The organism is Wolbachia endosymbiont (group A) of Sicus ferrugineus, from assembly GCF_947251515.1.
Classification (GTDB): Bacteria; Pseudomonadota; Alphaproteobacteria; order Rickettsiales; family Anaplasmataceae; genus Wolbachia.
Window position 1 is genome coordinate 560795 of record NZ_OX366370.1, and the last position, 18307, is coordinate 579101.

Consider the following 18307-nt stretch of genomic DNA (forward strand, 5'->3'; position numbering starts at 1 on the left):
CAGCTATAGAATATAGATCAGAAGTGACAGAGCTTAAAAAAAGGCCTAATATAACACAAAAAGCTTTATGAAAATCAGAGTTGGAGTAATAGGCTGCTTAGGCAGAATGGGCAAGAAAATACTCAATGAATTAATTACAAATGCCGAAGTGGAAATAGCAGGTGCTGTTGCCCGTTCAGGCGGTAAGTACATAGGCTTAGATATTGGACCAATTATAGGCTGCGGTTCCAATCTAGGAATTGAAGTTACAAGTTCTATTAGTGGCATATTTGAGTCATCTGACGTTGTAATAGATTTTACAACTAAAAAATGTATGTTAGACTGCCTTAAAGCAGCTGTAAAATTTAAAACACCGCTAGTTAGTGGCACAACTGGAATAGAAGGTGTCAATTTAAAAGAGTATGCTGCTGAAGTTCCAATATTATGGTCAGCAAATATGAGTGTTGGGGTTAATGTGTTGCTGAAATTGGTAAAAAAAGCTGCTGAGCTTTTAGGTAATGAATATGACGTTGAGATTTGGGAAATGCATCATAACTTAAAAAAGGATTCACCATCTGGAACAGCTATAGAACTTGGCAAAACAATTGCTAACGCTTCAAAAGTGGATTTTCAGTCCAATCAATATTTACATAGTGGTTCAAACATAAGAAAAAAGGGGGGAATAGGTTTTGCAGTATCTCGTGGAGGTGGAGTAATAGGAGATCACAGCGTGATGTTTGTTAATTCTGATGAACGGATAGAACTAAACCACAAAGCAATTGATCGCACAACATTTGCTAGAGGAGCTGTTCAAGCAGCGGTATGGCTATATGAAAATAAAAGAGAAATTCCGGGGCTCTATTCAATGCAGGATGTGATATGAGCAATACACGTGCCTCTGTTAAAGATTTAAATCTCTGGTATGGCTCTAAGCAAGTTTTATTCGATATAAATTTGAATATTTATAAAAGAAAAGTTACTACTTTTATCGGACCATCCGGGTGCGGTAAATCAACATTTTTGCGTTGTTTTAATCGTATGAATGACTATGTACCTGGATGCAAAACTGTTGGTGAATTAGATATCGATGGGCTGGGTGATATATATTCACGCGATATGGATGTTGTGCTACTCAGAGCAAAAGTTGGCATGGTATTTCAAAAGCCAAATCCTTTTCCAAAATCAATATATGACAATGTTGCTTATGGGCCAAAACTGCATGGTATGGTGAAGGATAAGCAAAAATTGAATGAGATGGTGGAAAATAGTTTAACTAAAGTTGGCTTATGGGAAGAATTAAAAGACAGATTGCAAGATAGTGCACTCGATTTATCCGGTGGCCAACAACAGAGGCTATGCATCGCTCGCGCAATTGCAGTGAAGCCAACTATTTTATTAATGGATGAACCGTGCTCCGCTCTTGATCCAATGGCAACCAATGCAATCGAAAATCTTATACAAGAGCTGAAATTAAGGTTTACTATAATTATGGTAACTCATTCAATGAAGCAAGCTAAAAAGTTATCTGATAGTGTAATTTTCTTTCATAATGGCAGAATTGTTGAGTCTGGAAGCACTCAAGAAATATTCGAAAATGCTCAATCTCCCTTAACAAAGGAGTATATCCTGGATCATTAAATTTCTGTCATCAAAGTAGCCTGGCTACTTTAAAAAATGTATCCGTATGCCGTATCTGTCGTTCAGCATGGTATAGCTAAACCATACGCGTCAAGTTAAGGCCCAATATAGCACCATTTAAAGTGGGTATCTTGTTTGTTACATTTATTTTTTTGGAAATTTTGATCTAAAATAAGATAATTCTTTTAGAAGAGTCTATAAATTACTAGCTTTATTACTTAATATCTAAAATAATTTTTACCACTTTTCTTTTTCCTTATGCTACTTTCCCTTAACTTGACGCGTATGGTATAGCTAAACTGACTTAGATTTACCGACAACCGTCATCCCGCTGCTTGTTAGCGGGATCTATAGCTAAAGTGGCTTAGGTTTACCTACAATTTGAAAAACAACAAATTCGTCATTCCGCTACTAGTTAGCGGATGAGATACCGCGGCGGTATGACGTAGGGAAACCTTTCTTGGGTTAGCTATAGAGATACCGCCGCGGTATGACGTACTGATACCAATTCCCACTATACAAAGAACGGATAGACAATAATGGGAAAAAAGCCATACTAAAGTAAGTGAAGTAGCGAGGTATAAATGGCATTAAGATCAAAATTATTGGATGAAAAAGTAGTAGAATCAGCAAAAGAAATGCTGAAGAAAGTAAGGAACAATGCATATGTTTCAAAAAAACTAAATGCTGTAATTGCGGCAAAAAAGCATAGTATAACGGCTGTAGCAAAAATATATTGAATTTCAAGAAGCGCACTAACTTCGTGGATAAAACTCTTGAAATTTGGCAGAGAAGAAAAACTGTTTGCTCCTCCATCACGCCGTAGAAAAACTAAATTAAATCAGGCTCAACTACAGCAAATTGAAGCATGTATAGAAGAAAATCCTAATATTACCATTAAAGAAATGAGAATAAGAATCCAGGAAAAGTTCGGATTAAATATCAGCAAATCTACAGTACACCGCCATATGCAAAAGATGAAATTTTCATATATTACACCAAGACCAGTACACAACGTACAAGATAAAAGTAAACAAGAGGAATTCAAAAAAAAATCTCAATGAAGTTATTGGCAAGTATCCAGAAAAAGAGCTATTTTTCTTTGATGAATCAAGGTTTGGCACACATTCGAAAGTTGGGCATGGATGGTTTAAAAAAGGCACTAGGACTCGGGTTAAAATAAAATTAGGTAGGCATAATTTTTATCTCTACAGTGCAGTTAATCCTAAAAATGGAGAGAGTTTTAGCTTATTTGCACTAAATGTTAACACTGATTGCATGAATGTATTTCTTGAGCAAATGTCGCAATATCTAGGGACAAGAGAAGCTGTTCTTGTTATGGACTGTGCTAGTTGGCATAAGTCAAAAAATTTAAAGGTAGCTAAAAATATTGAGATTATATACCTACCTCCATATTCACCTGAACTCAATCCTGTTGAGAGGCTTTGGTTATACATAAAACAGAACATTTTGCGCAATAAAATATATGATACAATTGCTCTGCTTTAGGGTGCTTTGTGCAAATTTATTACTTCTCTTGCCAGCTCCACAATTAAACAACTCTGCAATTTCTCCTATTTGACTGATCAACAATGAGAATTGGTATCAGCATAGATTCCGCTAACAAGTAGCGGAATGACGAATTTGTTATTTTTCAAATTATCGGTAAACCTAAGTCACTTTAGCTATAAAATTATAAGTTATTGATATTTTTGCTCTTTTTTATCCTTAATACAGAATTCGGATTAGTATGGTGTCATCCAATTCTCAATGGTAAATTAAGAAGGTTCTGCAATAACGAACGTAGCTAGGGATATAATTGTTCCACTTTCCAATTGCTTTCTTCAATAAGAGTATATCTAAACCTAGTGTGTCTCCTATATTCACCTTCTTGCCAAAATTCAATTACTTTTGGGATTACACAAAATCCCACCCAAAAATCAGGACGAGGAACTTGTGTATTGTAAAATTCCTTCTCCTTCAATTTGATGGCTTGCTCAAAATCTTGCCAATTTTTCAGAACGCTCGATTGTTTTGAGCACCATGCGCTAATTTGACTATCGCGCGCTCGAGAAGAGAAGTATTTGTCAGTTCTTTCATCGTTTAGAAGTTTAACATATCCTTCAATTCGCACTTGCCTAGCAAATTCTATCCAATGAAACACTAATGCAGCTTTGGGGTTCTCAGTCAATTCTTTCCCTTTTTTACTGTTTACGTTAGTGAAAAACACAAAACCTTCTTTACTATATTCCTTTAGTAATACTACTCTTGCAGATGGAATACAGTCTTTGCTACAAGTTGCTAGCGTCATTGCAGTTGATGAAGAATTAAGTACTGCTTTATACCACTTTGAAAACAAATCAAACGGATCTTTTTCAGGTGAGAATGTCATATCTAAAAATAAAATCTTAATTCTGGCACGCATTGCAAAAATAAGTGCTACGGCCATTTTGTCGTATAAGTGTTATGATATTGTTGCAGATCTTGCAAGGTTTTTGAACTTTACCATATACGTAAAAGTTATTTTGAAAGTATCCAGCAGATCCAGATGGCTGTGCATAATCTTTCAGTGTTGAACCGCCTGCAGCAATTGCATCACTCAGAGTATTTTTTATTTCAGCAGCAAGTTTTTCGCACTCTCTATAGGTCAAGTCTTTTGCTGACCTGAGTGGTGATATGCGGGCTCTAAACAAACTTTCAGAAGCATATATGTTGCCTACGCCAACTATTAATTTATTGTCCATTAATGCTGATTTGATATTCACTTTTTTGTTTTTCAGCAACTCCTGTAAATAGTCTCCACTGAATTCATCCGTGAGGGGCTCTATTCCGAAACCGTCAAAAAAATTTATTTCTTGTTCTTTGCTTAAAATAATAACTAATCCAAATCTTCTTGGATCATTAAAGATTATTGAAGTATTATCGGAAAATAAAAATACCACGTGATCGTGCTTATTCCGCACTTGATCGTGGTCAGCATATATAAGCTTTCCGCTCATGCCAAGATGTATGATTACAGCCATACTACCATCTGTATTCCAGATCGTATACTTACCTCTACGCTTGATGTTGCGTATGACTTTGCCCTTTAGCATATCATCAATATTTTTTGTTATTGGGGCACGTAAATTCCAATTATTAACTATAACATTACTAATTTGCTTGTTTTTAATTTTATCAAGCAAAAAGTTAGAGATTATTTCTACTTCTGGTAGTTCTGGCATCTTGTCTACTCTGTTGCTGCTTTTTTCTTTTCAAAATATTTTGCTTTAAAGCTTTCGCTAATCTTTTTTTCTCCTCTTCTTTTTCCTTATTCCTTTTTGTATTATTCATTATCATAATATATAAACTTGCCGTTGTAGCTCAGGTGATAGAGTACGTCATTGGTAATGACGAGGTCCCAAGTTCGAGTCTTGGTAACGGCACACTGATTACACTTATAATATTGCATAACTTGCAATCAAGGCTTAAAAGAAAGTTACAGAGGTAGGTTATCATGCTTTTTCCATATCCTTTCTACTTTCTTGTTTTTGAGTAGCTCTAATGCTTTGTGAAAGTGATGCCTTGTTTTACTTGGCACTATAATGTCATCAATGTATCCATGTGATGCAGCAAAAAATGGATTAGTAAATTTCTCTTTATATTCTTTGATTAACGTTTGCTGGTCTTTTTCATGCCTAAATATAATTTCAACTGCACTTTCAGGGCCCATTACAGCTATTTCAGCAGTTGGCCAAGCATAATTTACGTCACCTTTTAAATGTTTCGAGTTCATAACGATATATGCACCACCATATGCTTTTCTAGTAATAAGGCTAATTTTCGGCACAGTCGCTTCAGCGTAAGCGTAAAGCAGTTTCGCTCCGTGTTGTATTATATTATTGTATTCTTGGTTTGTACCAGGTAAAAACCCCGGAACATCAATAAGTGTGATGATCGGAATGTTAAATGCGTCACAAAACCTTACAAATCTTGCAGCTTTTCTTGAAGAATCAATATCCAAACATCCTGCAAGGTGCATAGGTTGATTTGCAACAATACCAACAGTATTTCCTCCAATCCTACTAAAACCAATTATAATATTACGAGCAAAATCAGGTTTTAGTTCAAAGAATTTCTTCTCATCGCACACCTTTTCAATAAGTTCATACATATCATAAGGAGTATTAGGATTGCTAGGAATCAGAGTATTTAAAGATTCATCAATATCATTAACTGAATCACAGGTTGATTCAGGTTTCGGTGATTCTTGATTATTTGCTGGTAAGAAAGTAAAGAATTCACGCATTTTTAGCAGCATTTCAACATCATTATTGAATGCAAAATCTGCTACTCCTGTTTTGCTTGTATGAATTTTTGCTCCACCAAGGTCTTCGAAACTTACATCTTCGTAGGTAACCTTTTTTACTACATCTGGCCCGGTTATAAACATATATGAACTGTTTTTCACCATGAAAGTAAAGTCAGTTAATGCTGGGGAATAAACTGCACCACCTGCACATGGACCCATGATTAAAGAGATTTGTGGTATAACGCCCGATGCATTTATGTTTCTTTGGAAAATTTCTCCATAACCAGCAAGGGAATTTACTCCCTCCTGAATTCTGGCTCCACCAGAGTCATTTAGTCCGATAATTGGAACCCTGGCATTAATTGCCATATCCATAATTTTGCATATTTTTTTTGCATGTGACGCACCAAGTGACCCACCAAAGACAGTAAAATCTTGCGAGTAAACGAAAACTTTTCTGCCATAAATAGTACCATGACCAATCACTACTCCATCACCTAAAAAATTAGCATTTTGCATGCCAAAATCAGCTGCGTGATGCTTCACGAATTTATCGTATTCCTCAAACGAATTTTCATCAAGCAATATACTGAGCCTTTCTCTAGCAGTTAATTTCCCTTTTTCGTGTTGTTTATTGATTCTGTTAGAACCTCCTCCTTTTTCAGCTTCTAGTGCTTTGATTTTTAGATTTTCTAGTATTTTAAAGCCTTGCATACGATAAAGTAGTTTTTAAATTGGTTGTAGACTTTATTAAGCTTACAAACTCTACTACTATACACATACACTATTGCATGTGGCAATAGTGTATGTGTATAACAATTATTAAAACTTTAACCTTGATGTTGGTGATTACAATGAGAACGCTTTGATATACTAATACCAATTCTCATTGTTGGTCAGTCAAATAGGAGAAATTGCAGAGTTGTTTAATTGTGGAGCTGGCAAGAGAAGTAATAAATTTGCACAAAGCACCCTAAAGCAGAGCAATTGTATCGTATATTTTATTGCGCAAAATGTTCTGTTTTATATATAACCAAAGCCTCTCAACAAGATTTAGCTCAGGTGAATATGTAGGTAGGTATATAATGTCGATATTTTTAGGTACCTTTAAATTTTTTGACCTATGCCAACTAGCACAGTCCATAACGAGAAAAGCCTCTCGTGTTTCTAGATATTGCGACATCTGCTCAAGAAATATGTTCATGCAATCAGTGTTGACATTTGGTGCAAATAAGCTAGAACTCTCTCCATTTCTAGGATTAACCGCACTATAGAGATAGAAATTTTGCCTAACTAATTTTGTTTTAACCTGTGTTCTAATCCCCTTTTTAAACCACCCATGTCCAACCTTTGAATGTGTGCCAAACCTTGATTCATCAAAGAAAAATAGCTCTTTTTCTGGATACTTGCTAATAGCTCCATTGAGATTTTTTTTTGAATTCCTCTTGTTTGCTTTTATCTTGTCCATTATGAACTGGTCTGGGTGTAATATATGAGAATTTCATCTTTTGCATATAGCGGTGTACTGTAGATTTGCTGATATTTAATCCGAACTTTTCCTGGATTCTTATTCTCATTTCTTTAATGGTAATATTAGGATTTTCTTCTATCCACTCTTCAATTTGCCGTAGTTGATCCTGATTTAATTTAGTTTTTCTACGCCGTTGTGGAGGAGTAAACAGTTTTTCTTCTCTGCCAAATTTCAAGAGTTTTACCCACGAAGTTAGTGCGCTTCTTGAAATACAATATATTTTTGCTACAGCCGCTATACTGTGCTTTTTTGCTGCAATTACAGCATTTAGTTTTTTTGAAACATATGCATTGTTCCTTACTTTCTTCAGCATTTCTTTTGCTGATTCTACTACTTTTTCATCCAATAATTTTGATCTTAATGCCATTTATACCTCAACTATTTTACTTGCTTCATTATGGCTTTTCTTCCATCATTGTCCATCTGTTTGCCTTGTAATGGGAATTGGTATAAGTAATATCGTTTACCCAAACTTTATTTGGCTGATCAGTGGTGAATTTTTGATCCAATGTGTTCGGAGCCACAACTCGGTTGCTTATTTGCTGTTTTTTATTTTTGAACCTTCGTCTAAGTTTGGCTTTAATGGCATTTTCTTGCATAACACTTTGTACTGTTTTGATGTTATAATTTTTGCCTAAAGCTTTTAATTCAGCGTGAATTTTAGGGATATGCATTTGGATGCTTTTTTTGAATATCTGCTAGAAGCCCATCTCTTGCTAATTCCTTACTGCTTTTTCCCTTAGCAACCCATTTATAATAACCACCAGCAGATATGTCTAAAACCCTACATAGTTCCTGTATTTTATAGCAATTTCTATATAAAAGAATACTTTACTCTTTTTGTTTGGTCAGGGCTTTTTTTTAAATGTCTCTTTCTCTTGTTACTCTTGCTAGTTCTTTTTTAGATCAAATCTCTCTTTGCCATAAGGAGCCTTTGCCTGGAAATGCGTATGCTTCTGACATTTTTCCATCATATTTTCTTACCCATTTACTTAACATACTGCCATCTATGCCTAGATCTTTTGCTATTTTTTTACTTCTGTTTCTTTAACCAGCTTAACAGCTTCTAATTTGAATCCTGCTGTATATTCCCTTCTATTTGCCATATTTTGAAAAAACGTTTTATTTTACTCCAAAAACGTCTTAACTTTCTCTCTACTTTTTCTGGGTAAGGTCAGAGTATCCGCTTTAACCTCTCTAAATTTGCTCATAACCTCTTAACTTGACGCGTATGACTCCCTACTTGGATGACAGATAGTAGTGCGAAAGCCTCTTACAACTTACTTTTAATTAGTCTAACCCATGCTTGCCAATCCCTCTCACCAAGATTGCTTTCAAAAGATAGGAGATCCTTTACAGCTTTTGAGCAAATTTCTTCACTTGGAATTGATAACTCCCTATTCATTGCTAACGTTAAACATTGAGTTTTGCACGCTCGTTCTAAATGATACGTGTAAAACATTGCTTCTTGTATAGTCCGACCACACGTTATAGATCCATGATTGCGCATTAACATGACAAAATTTTCTTTCAGATCAGCTATTAACCTCTTTCCTTCTGTATTGCTAAGTGCTAGGGAATTATAATTATGGTAAGAGATTTTATTGTAAAAGTGCAGTGCCCATTGACTTATTGGAAGTAGTCCATCTTTTAGAGAAGAAACTGCTACAATAGAAGGTATATGCAGGTGAAAAATTGCTTGAATGTCTTTCCTTGCTTGATAAACAAAACCATGAATTATATAGCCAGTTTTATTATATTGATATTCTGTACCCTCAATCACATTTCCATCTAGTGATACTCTCATCAATGAATTTTCATTCACTTCGTCAAAGCGTATACCAAATGGGTAAATATAAAACGACTTTTGATCTTCAGAACATACCGAGAGGTGAGTATATGTATGATCATCCAGTTTAAGGTAAGACAAAATCTGATAGGCATAGACTAGATCCCTTTTTACTCTGCTCTTTGTTAACAACACAATCCTCTGTTAGAATCTTCTGAAGATTTATACACGAAAAAAGGCTTGTAGTAAACTAATAAGTCTATGCCACTCTGTCTTGCTTTCTGAATACCAAACACTTCTGTGTTTTAGCTTGCTTAGAAATAGTTATCGTTATTATAGAGTTTATATACAGAATTTATGTTTCTAAATTACATAATATCTTAACTATAAAAATAATTTTCTATATAATATTTCATATGTTTTAAAGCTTTATTTTTATGTTATTATAAATGTAAGTTTCAAGATTGAAAATAATATGGTAAGTATTAACACAAAAAAACAGCCAGCAGGATTTTTCATATATCTCTCTGGTCTTTCAGGAAGTGGTAAACTTTCCACAGCAATAGAATTGTCCAATATGATAGACGCATTAATTGTAAATGGTAAGTTCTATAACAATGTTCAAGTTTGCTCTATATACAATGGTGTCTTTGAACGTGATCAAATACCTAAAGAAGTTCAAGATAGAATATATGACATTATGCAAATTATGCTTCAGGTAATAGAAAATTATCCGATTCACTCAAAAAATTACATATTTATTGATGGGTTGATGGAAAATAATGACCAGAACATGAGGATGTATGATTCAATAGTAAGGCTTAGTAAAAAAATGAACACAGAAATCCTTCCTGTGGTACTTAGGTGTGATCTACCGACATTACAAAAGCGTATTGCATTAAAAAGGCAAAGAAAAAATAGGAAGGTGACTAATGTAAATAGCATGATAGAGCAATTTAGGATTAACAATTTATTTATACCACCGAGTGCCATAGAGATAGAAAATTCAGATATGAGTATAAAAGAAGTAGCTCAAGAGATAGTAAACCAGATGCACAGGCTAATACCAATTCCCACTATACAAAGAACGGATAGACAATAATGGGAAAAAAGCCATACTAAAGTAAGTGAAGTAGCGAGGTATAAATGGCATTAAGATCAAAATTATTGGATGAAAAAGTAGTAGAATCAGCAAAAGAAATGCTGAAGAAAGTAAGGAACAATGCATATGTTTCAAAAAAACTAAATGCTGTAATTGCGGCAAAAAAGCATAGTATAACGGCTGTAGCAAAAATATATTGAATTTCAAGAAGCGCACTAACTTCGTGGATAAAACTCTTGAAATTTGGCAGAGAAGAAAAACTGTTTGCTCCTCCATCACGCCGTAGAAAAACTAAATTAAATCAGGCTCAACTACAGCAAATTGAAGCATGTATAGAAGAAAATCCTAATATTACCATTAAAGAAATGAGAATAAGAATCCAGGAAAAGTTCGGATTAAATATCAGCAAATCTACAGTACACCGCCATATGCAAAAGATGAAATTTTCATATATTACACCAAGACCAGTACACAACGTACAAGATAAAAGTAAACAAGAGGAATTCAAAAAAAAATCTCAATGAAGTTATTGGCAAGTATCCAGAAAAAGAGCTATTTTTCTTTGATGAATCAAGGTTTGGCACACATTCGAAAGTTGGGCATGGATGGTTTAAAAAAGGCACTAGGACTCGGGTTAAAATAAAATTAGGTAGGCATAATTTTTATCTCTACAGTGCAGTTAATCCTAAAAATGGAGAGAGTTTTAGCTTATTTGCACTAAATGTTAACACTGATTGCATGAATGTATTTCTTGAGCAAATGTCGCAATATCTAGGGACAAGAGAAGCTGTTCTTGTTATGGACTGTGCTAGTTGGCATAAGTCAAAAAATTTAAAGGTAGCTAAAAATATTGAGATTATATACCTACCTCCATATTCACCTGAACTCAATCCTGTTGAGAGGCTTTGGTTATACATAAAACAGAACATTTTGCGCAATAAAATATACGATACAATTGCTCTGCTTTAGGGTGCTTTGTGCAAATTTATTACTTCTCTTGCCAGCTCCACAATTAAACAACTCTGCAATTTCTCCTATTTGACTGACCAACAATGAGAATTGGTATAATATATGAGAATTTCATCTTTTGCATATAGCGGTGTACTGTAGATTTGCTGATATTTAATCCGAACTTTTCCTGGATTCTTATTCTCATTTCTTTAATGGTAATATTAGGATTTTCTTCTATCCACTCTTCAATTTGCCGTAGTTGATCCTGATTTAATTTAGTTTTTCTACGCCGCTGTGGAGGAGTAAACAGTTTTTCTTCTCTGCCAAATTTCAAGAGTTTTACCCACGAAGTTAGTGCGCTTCTTGAAATGCAATATATTTTTGCTACAGCCGCTATACTGTGCTTTTTTGCTGCAATTACAGCATTTAGTTTTTTTGAAACATATGCATTGTTCCTTACTTTCTTCAGCATTTCTTTTGCTGATTCTACTACTTTTTCATCCAATAATTTTGATCTTAATGCCATTTATACCTCAACTATTTTACTTGCTTCATTATGGCTTTTCTTTCATCATTGTCCATCTGTTTGCCTTGTAATGGGAATTAGTATAAGTAACTAGCCAACCACGGGGCTTCTTTTTCCTTTTTTTTTTATTTGGTAAATTTCTTAATGTTTGTAGCTAAAGCAATTTAAGAGACCGAAAATGGTGTCATTCCAGCGCGTGACGCTGGAATCTAGTCTTTATTATGCAGCCACTTATTTAAAGTTAAGTTTTCTGGATCCAAGTAGTCTGGGCACTGGGATGACACCCTGACAATCGTCATCCCGCTGCTTGTTAGCGGGATCTAGAGATCAACTATGTTTTTTTTAAAATTTTTTATTTGTGTAATTTTGCAACTTCATATGGGCAATACGAGAAATGCTTTTCTCTAATTTTATGTTTTTTGCAACATTGTTGACGGAGTAATAAGAAAAGCTCTGCAGAACTTTTGTCCCGATATCAATTCGGCTATTGATTTTGTTTTTCAGCACTCGGGAAAACCTTACTTGGGTTAGCTATAGACCCCAAGTGTCAGCTACTTGAACAACATCACTTTGCTTAAAAATTGCAACGTTTGTACACGGTATGACGTTAGCTATTGTGCTACACCTTTCCCCTTTCCCCTGAAACTAAAATCTATATACTTAACTTTAGAAACTTCAAAATACGATGCGATCTAATATTAGAGAGTTATTTTGCTATATAAAGCCTAATCTATCTTATTTCATCATAGCTTTTATTGCAGTTTTATTTTCAGCCTTAACGATCCTCCTCTTTGGCAGAGGCTTAAGCAACATAATTGATTCTGGCACAGAGCACGATTTTACTACCAAACTATTAGTTGCAATACTTATAGTTTTAGCCATTTCTCTCACTGCATTTACTCGGTTATATTTCATTGGCATTGGCAGCGAGAAAGTTATCGCAAGAATCAGATATGACTTATATAGCAGTATCACTGACTTGCAACCAAGTTTCTTTGAGAACACAGGCGTACAAGATGTTATCTCAGCACTCATTACTGATACCTCTGCGCTGCAATCAATAATAAATAGCAGCCTACTCACCATATTGCGAAATTTTGTAACATTAATTGGCAGTGTTGCCATGTTATTATATACAAATATACAACTAACTGCGTATGCAGCTGCAATAATACCTATACTACTCATTATCGTGACCTCACTTGGAAAAAAAGTGCGTAGACATGCACGCTTTGCCCAGGATAAATTAAGTGAGCTTGCATCACTTAGTGAGGAAAATTTTCGATCTATAGTGACTATCAAATCGTTTGTACTCGAAGAAAATGAAAAAACCCGTTTTAAGGAGTATTTAAACTCAGTATCAAAATCATACGTAAAATTAGTACTCTTGCGTGCTATTCTAGTAACTCTAGTTATCACGTGTGTGATAGGTTCACTAGTTGTTTTGCTCTTTTTTGGTATTAAAGAAGTCTTAAGCAATAATATAACTATTGGAGAACTCTCCTCATTTGTGTTTTATTCAGCGCTCGCAGCAGGAGCTATAAATAATTTGAGCGATAATATCAGTGATTTACAACGAGGTCTTGGAATAGTAGAGCGTTTATTTGAATTTAAAAATATGAAAAGCTCTATAGTAGATCCCGATGATCCTATAAAAATTTGTAGTGTTCAAAAAGGAATTTCGTTTAATGGCGTAACATTTTTTTATGAATCTCAGTCTGATAAGCCAGCGTTAAATAACGTATCATTTTCTATAGAGGCTGGTCAATCTGTCTCAATTGTTGGACCATCTGGCAGTGGTAAAAGCACCATTTTAAAGCTTCTGCTCCGTTTTCATGATCCAAGCAGAGGCAGCATTGCTATCGATGGGCACAATATTAAGTCAATTGCGCTAAATGACCTCAGATCGTTGTTTGGCTTAGTGCCACAAGATCACATGATATTTTCTTGCTCAATAATGGAAAATATACTATATGGCAAACCTGGTGCTGAATATGAGGAAGTAAGGCAAGCAGCTATCGGTGCTTATGCAATGGAATTTATTGATAGGCTGCCTGATAAATTTGATACATTTGTAGGAAAAAGAGGATTAAAACTTTCTGAAGGACAAAAACAACGTATTGTAATAGCAAGGGCCATACTCAACAATCCCCAGATTTTAATACTGGATGAAGCAACCTCTGCCCTTGATTATAAAAGTGAGAACCTCGTGCAAAAAGCATTGAGCAAGTTAATGCAAAACAGAACAACGATCGTAATTACGCACAGGCTATCAACCGCACTTAAAACTGACAAGATTATAGTAATTAATCATGGAAAAGTAGAAGAAGTAGGAACTCATGACTCTCTAATGAGTAAAGACGGGCTATATGCAAAACTGGCGAAGATACAGTGGAATTGAAAGAAAATTTAAATCATATCGTTAGTTGATATGCTAGATTCATAATCAAAGTTATTAAATTTTTAATCATTTTAATTTATAATAATCTCATAGTATTTTTTTAAGGATTATTATGACCCATAATTTTTTCATCTTCATGCACTCCTGTAGATACAGCTTGCATAACGGTAAACTTATGGGCAGCTGTGAAAACAATTCTTCATGTGTGATGCATGTGTAGAAGTAATAAACTCTTCTGTGTTAGATTTAAAAGAGGTTAAAACCTATTTTTCTCTCCATCAGTACCAGAGGGTGCGTTGATATTATATCAAAGTGATGAAGTGTGTACATTGTCAGTACACACTTTCACTTTATGGTTAATTTTTTAATAATCTCATTTACCAATGGAGGTACTTTATGCTAGTAAAAAATCTTTCTTGTCCGAATCAGGAAAATACAAATTATATGTATTGGTTGCCATTTAATACGTGCTGTACCAGTGATACATTAGGAATTAATTTTATTATAGATCCATGTGATGATACTGCCAATAGGAGTAAGGTGATCTATAATAAATGTGGTAAAGATCTTAAGTGCGAAATTGATGATGAGACTAAGAATGAATTGAAGAAAAATATTAAGGGTGAACTAGAAAAAGATCTTAAGTGTAAATGTATTGAAGAAGAAGTTACTGAGGAAATTACTAAAGAAGTTGACGAGAGTGGGTGTAATCGAAGGGGATGTGAGAATGCTAGAGAAGATGGTGAATATGTTAATGTAGGTAGTGATGCTAAGCTTTACATAAGAAAAGCATTGGATAAATTTTATCCTGACTTAAGCGCAGAAATTATTGACAAAATTAAAGCTGGGGATTATTATGTAGAACAATTTGGTATAAAAGTAACTAACTGTGATAAGAATGGCACAGACTCCAGTTATATCACTACTAGAGGAAGTATGGATTCACGGTGCGTTACTATTCCTCTGGGTGATCTTTGCAAAGAATCTTATGATATACGGCAAGATGTTGAAGGTGATTGGTATGAGGATTGTAAAAATCGTATTTTTGATGATAACGCTCATGTAGTAAGCGCAAAAGTATATCACAAAGGTGGAAGCATCGACAAAAATAAGCCAGCGGTAGTGCTTTTTCAAAATCAACCACTGATTATTGCTGACAAGAAAACGCATAAACTTGTAAAAAAAGATGGGACAATAAGTGATAAAACACTTGATGAATGCAAAGAATTTTTTTGATAGTGATAAAAGAATAACTAGTTGTGCAGAAGAAAAAGGAGATTGTGAAGTTTGCAAAGAAACAATTTGGGATTTTCATGATGTAGTACCAGCGTTTTTTATATAAGTGATATTTTGAATCAGGTGTCAGTAATGTTATAGGCTTATGCGGCTTCACATAATATATGCCATAAAAGAAAAGACTGTTGGGTCTGCTGCACAACATAAGACCTAGTACATAAAGGTAAAGGGAATCAAGATCTTGCATAACCATATGAAAAACCAATAGCCCATTCTTCTTTGTCATTCCAGCGTTACGCGTTGGAATGACAGGGCTATAGGTGTCATCCAAGTAGCTGACACGGAGCAACACGTCATACCACCGCGGCCGCTAACGAGTAGCGGAATGACAGTTCTTCAAATTGTCGGTAAACCTAAGTCACTTTAGCTATAGATTACATCAGATAAACCTTCAACTAGCACAACTTATTCGCTATACTGCTCTAGGTTTTCATAGTTTTTCTAGTTGATGAACATTTTCAAACAGGTTTCCTCTCTAATTTCCAGCAAATTAAATGAGTTGAAGCAAAGGGGTGTCATAAATACAAGTACGGTAAATTTTATTGTAGAGCCTCCAAGCAATAGAGCACATGGTGATATCTATACAAATGTTGCTATGGTGCTTGCAAAGCATGAAAAGAAGAATTCAGTCGAGATTGCAGGGATGTTAGCAAGAGAATTTAAACCTTTTGATGAAGTTGCAAAAGTGGAAATAGCAGGCCCTGGTTTCATCAACATGCACTTAAAAATAGAAGTATGGCATGAAATTTTAAAACAAATAAATGAGCTGAAAACAGAGTTTGGCACCCTAGATATAGGGAACAATCAGGCCATCAATGTTGAGTTTGTATCTGCAAATCCAACTGGTCCACTGCATATTGGTCATGCAAGAGGGGCAGTATTTGGTAACGTTCTGGCAAATTTATTGAAAAAAGTTGGTTATAAAGTTACTAAGGAATACTATATTAATGATGCTGGAGCGCAGATAGATACACTAATAAAGTCAGTATATTTGCGGTATAAGGAAGCTCTGGGAGAAAAAATCAGCATCGAAAAAGGTTTATACCCAGGTGAATATTTAAAACCGATAGGGAATGGGCTGGCCAAAAAATATGGCAAGGAGCTTCTAGAAAAGCAAGATAATCAGGTGATTAGGGAATATACTTTAAGTTCTATCTTAGAATTCATAAAGGAAGACATGAACTTACTTGGGGTAAGTCATGATGTTTTTACTTCAGAGTATGAGCTACAAAAAAGTGGCAAAATTGAAGAGAGTATAAAGATATTGTCTGACAAGGGTTTGGTGTATGAAGGGTACCTGGAGAAACCAAAAGGCAAAGAAAGTGAAAATTGGACTCCCAGAAAAGAGATGTTATTTCGCTCTACAAAATTTGGTGATGACGTTGACCGCGCATTGAAGAAAGAGGACGGCAGTTGGACTTATTTTGCCTCAGATATCGCTTATCATTTTGATAAGATATCACGTGGTTTTAATAATATGATAGTAGCAGTCGGTAGTGATCATAGTGGTTATATCAAAAGGCTCAAAGCAGTCGTCTCTGCGCTGAGTGATGATCAAGCAAAAATAGAGGTAAAACTGCATAATATTGTGAATTTTTTCAAGAATGGCAAACCTGTTAAGATGTCCAAAAGATCAGGAAACTTCCTCACAGCAAGAGATGTAGTGGAAGAAGTTGGCAGGGACATAACTCGTTTTATAATGTTAACACGCAAGAATGATATGGTCTTGGACTTTGATTTTGCTAAAGTTAAAGAACAGTCAAAAGACAACCCTATTTTTTACGTGCAATATGCGCATGCTCGTGCTCACTCATTAATGCGTAATGCTCCAAAAGAGCTCCCAACAGCAGATCCTTCACTTTTAAAGACCGATGGGGAGCTCTTCCTCATAAAAACCTTAGCAAAGTGGCTAGATGTGGTAGAAACTGCAGCAAGGCTTTATGAGCCACACAGAATTACTTTCTACTTACTTGAAGTTGCAGAAGCGTTTCACGTTTTATGGGGGTATGGCAAGAGTGATTTAAACACGCGGTTCATACTGGAAGACAACTTAAACCTCACCGCTGCAAGAATGTTCCTTGTACAAGCCTTAGCACACGTCATCGCTTCTGGACTTTCCATCTTTAATATAGAACCGTTAGAAGAAATGAGTTGACTTTTTTTGTGCAAGATTGTTTTTTCAACGAATAGAGAAATTGACAAAATTAAGTAAAAATGTTATAGTTTATAGTAGTATTTTTTGGTTAATATATGGCTCACAGTCAAAAAAAGCTCAATGTTAATGTAAGTTTTGACAGTAAATTGGCTCAGTATCTTACAGAAATGGCAGAGATTCAAAATAAAACTATCCCTGAAGTTTTAGTAGATTTAGTGGAAGAAGAGTTCGAAGAAGATGTAGAGCTATCCAAAATAGCTGACGATCGCCTCTCTGAAGGTGAAGAAGAAGTAGAGGATGATGAAAACATCTGGAAATAAAACTTACACTATAAAATTCTTAAAAAATGTTATTGAAAAAGAAATTCCAGCTCTTCCGGCAAAGATTAAATTAATGGTTCAGGAGGCCATAAAGAAACGCCTTACAGTTGATCCTTTTAATCTAGGAAAGCCTTTATGTCATAGCTTTAGAGGGCAATATAGGATAAGGGTTAGCAACTACCATATAATTTACATCATAAATCATTCAGAACGTAAAGTACTTATTACTGCAGTGGGGCATAGAAAAAACATTTACAAACACAGAAGATTACACAATTAAAAATATAAGAAAGACCTCACCGCTGCAACTCGTACAAACCTTAGATCG

General features: G+C 34.9%; 13 protein-coding genes, 1 tRNA gene and 5 pseudogenes. 11 read left to right on the top strand and 8 right to left on the bottom strand.

Going from position 1 to position 18307, the window contains the following annotated elements; genetic code table 11:
• The first annotated feature begins 67 nt into the window (after positions 1-67).
• The 3 genes and pseudogenes from dapB (at position 68) to OPR24_RS02920 (ending at position 3213) form a co-directional block, all read left to right on the top strand.
• Positions 68-862, top strand: a complete 795-nt coding sequence (gene dapB / locus OPR24_RS02910; RefSeq protein ID WP_265033858.1) for a 4-hydroxy-tetrahydrodipicolinate reductase — start codon at positions 68-70, stop codon at positions 860-862.
• Positions 859-1617, top strand: coding sequence for a phosphate ABC transporter ATP-binding protein PstB (pstB, locus tag OPR24_RS02915; RefSeq protein ID WP_253307333.1), 759 nt, complete (start codon positions 859-861; stop codon positions 1615-1617). The genes dapB and pstB overlap by 4 nt, the downstream gene beginning before the upstream one ends.
• Before the next feature lie 584 nt (positions 1618-2201).
• A pseudogene (locus tag OPR24_RS02920) lies at positions 2202-3213 on the top strand (IS630 family transposase).
• 211 nt (positions 3214-3424) lie between these two features.
• Here OPR24_RS02920 and pdxH read toward each other — a convergent pair.
• From pdxH to OPR24_RS02935, 3 genes are read right to left on the bottom strand one after another with little or no spacing between them, the layout of a single operon-like run.
• Positions 3425-4009, bottom strand: coding sequence for a pyridoxamine 5'-phosphate oxidase (gene pdxH, locus OPR24_RS02925; RefSeq protein WP_265033982.1), 585 nt, complete (start codon positions 4007-4009; stop codon positions 3425-3427).
• A 16-nt stretch (positions 4010-4025) separates the two neighbouring features.
• Positions 4026-4841, bottom strand: a complete 816-nt coding sequence (gene mutM / locus OPR24_RS02930; RefSeq protein WP_265033860.1) for a bifunctional DNA-formamidopyrimidine glycosylase/DNA-(apurinic or apyrimidinic site) lyase — start codon at positions 4839-4841, stop codon at positions 4026-4028.
• Entirely contained in the window at positions 4807-4950 is a 144-nt protein-coding gene (locus OPR24_RS02935) for a hypothetical protein (protein ID WP_265033862.1), read from the bottom strand. The genes mutM and OPR24_RS02935 overlap by 35 nt, the downstream gene beginning before the upstream one ends.
• A 19-nt stretch (positions 4951-4969) precedes the next feature.
• On the opposite strand from OPR24_RS02935, the gene OPR24_RS02940 reads away from it, so the two are divergent.
• Positions 4970-5042, top strand: a tRNA-Thr gene (locus tag OPR24_RS02940).
• 53 nt (positions 5043-5095) lie between these two features.
• Here OPR24_RS02940 and OPR24_RS02945 read toward each other — a convergent pair.
• From OPR24_RS02945 to OPR24_RS02960, 4 genes and pseudogenes are all read right to left on the bottom strand, one after another.
• Positions 5096-6622, bottom strand: coding sequence for an acyl-CoA carboxylase subunit beta (locus OPR24_RS02945; RefSeq protein WP_265033865.1), 1527 nt, complete (start codon positions 6620-6622; stop codon positions 5096-5098).
• A 172-nt stretch (positions 6623-6794) separates the two neighbouring features.
• A pseudogene (locus OPR24_RS02950) lies at positions 6795-7806 on the bottom strand (IS630 family transposase).
• Positions 7807-7876: 70 nt separating this feature from the next.
• Positions 7877-8545 (bottom strand): annotated as a pseudogene (locus OPR24_RS06610) (transposase); the annotation flags it as partial.
• Positions 8546-8712: 167 nt separating this feature from the next.
• A complete protein-coding gene (locus OPR24_RS02960; RefSeq protein ID WP_265033869.1) occupies positions 8713-9423 on the bottom strand; it encodes a class II aldolase/adducin family protein in 711 nt (236 codons plus the stop codon).
• A gap of 280 nt (positions 9424-9703) precedes the next feature.
• Here OPR24_RS02960 and OPR24_RS02965 point away from each other — a divergent pair, with 280 nt between their 5' ends.
• Together OPR24_RS02965 and OPR24_RS02970 are read left to right on the top strand one after the other, a co-directional pair.
• Entirely contained in the window at positions 9704-10330 is a 627-nt protein-coding gene (locus tag OPR24_RS02965; RefSeq protein WP_265033871.1) for an AAA family ATPase, read from the top strand.
• A 44-nt stretch (positions 10331-10374) separates the two neighbouring features.
• Positions 10375-11386, top strand: a pseudogene (locus OPR24_RS02970) (IS630 family transposase).
• Positions 11387-11390: 4 nt separating this feature from the next.
• Here the strand turns inward: OPR24_RS02970 and OPR24_RS02975 are convergent.
• A pseudogene (locus tag OPR24_RS02975) lies at positions 11391-11807 on the bottom strand (helix-turn-helix domain-containing protein); the annotation flags it as partial.
• Positions 11808-12492: 685 nt separating this feature from the next.
• On the opposite strand from OPR24_RS02975, the gene OPR24_RS02980 reads away from it, so the two are divergent.
• The 5 genes from OPR24_RS02980 (at position 12493) to OPR24_RS03000 (ending at position 18259) form a co-directional block, all read left to right on the top strand.
• On the top strand, positions 12493-14208 hold the full coding sequence (locus tag OPR24_RS02980; protein ID WP_265033873.1) for an ABC transporter ATP-binding protein: 1716 nt from the start codon (positions 12493-12495) through the stop codon (positions 14206-14208).
• Positions 14209-14604: 396 nt separating this feature from the next.
• Positions 14605-15444, top strand: coding sequence for a hypothetical protein (locus OPR24_RS02985; RefSeq protein ID WP_265033874.1), 840 nt, complete (start codon positions 14605-14607; stop codon positions 15442-15444).
• Positions 15445-15952: 508 nt separating this feature from the next.
• Positions 15953-17659 carry an arginine--tRNA ligase gene (argS, locus tag OPR24_RS02990; RefSeq protein WP_265033876.1) on the top strand — a complete coding sequence of 569 codons (1707 nt, stop codon included), beginning with the start codon at positions 15953-15955 and terminating at the stop codon, positions 17657-17659.
• Positions 17660-17754: 95 nt separating this feature from the next.
• Complete coding sequence (locus OPR24_RS02995) at positions 17755-17979, top strand: hypothetical protein (protein WP_265025506.1); 225 nt, start codon at positions 17755-17757, stop codon at positions 17977-17979.
• A complete protein-coding gene (locus OPR24_RS03000; protein WP_265033878.1) occupies positions 17957-18259 on the top strand; it encodes a type II toxin-antitoxin system RelE family toxin in 303 nt (100 codons plus the stop codon). The genes OPR24_RS02995 and OPR24_RS03000 overlap by 23 nt, the downstream gene beginning before the upstream one ends.
• Positions 18260-18307 lie beyond the last annotated feature (48 nt).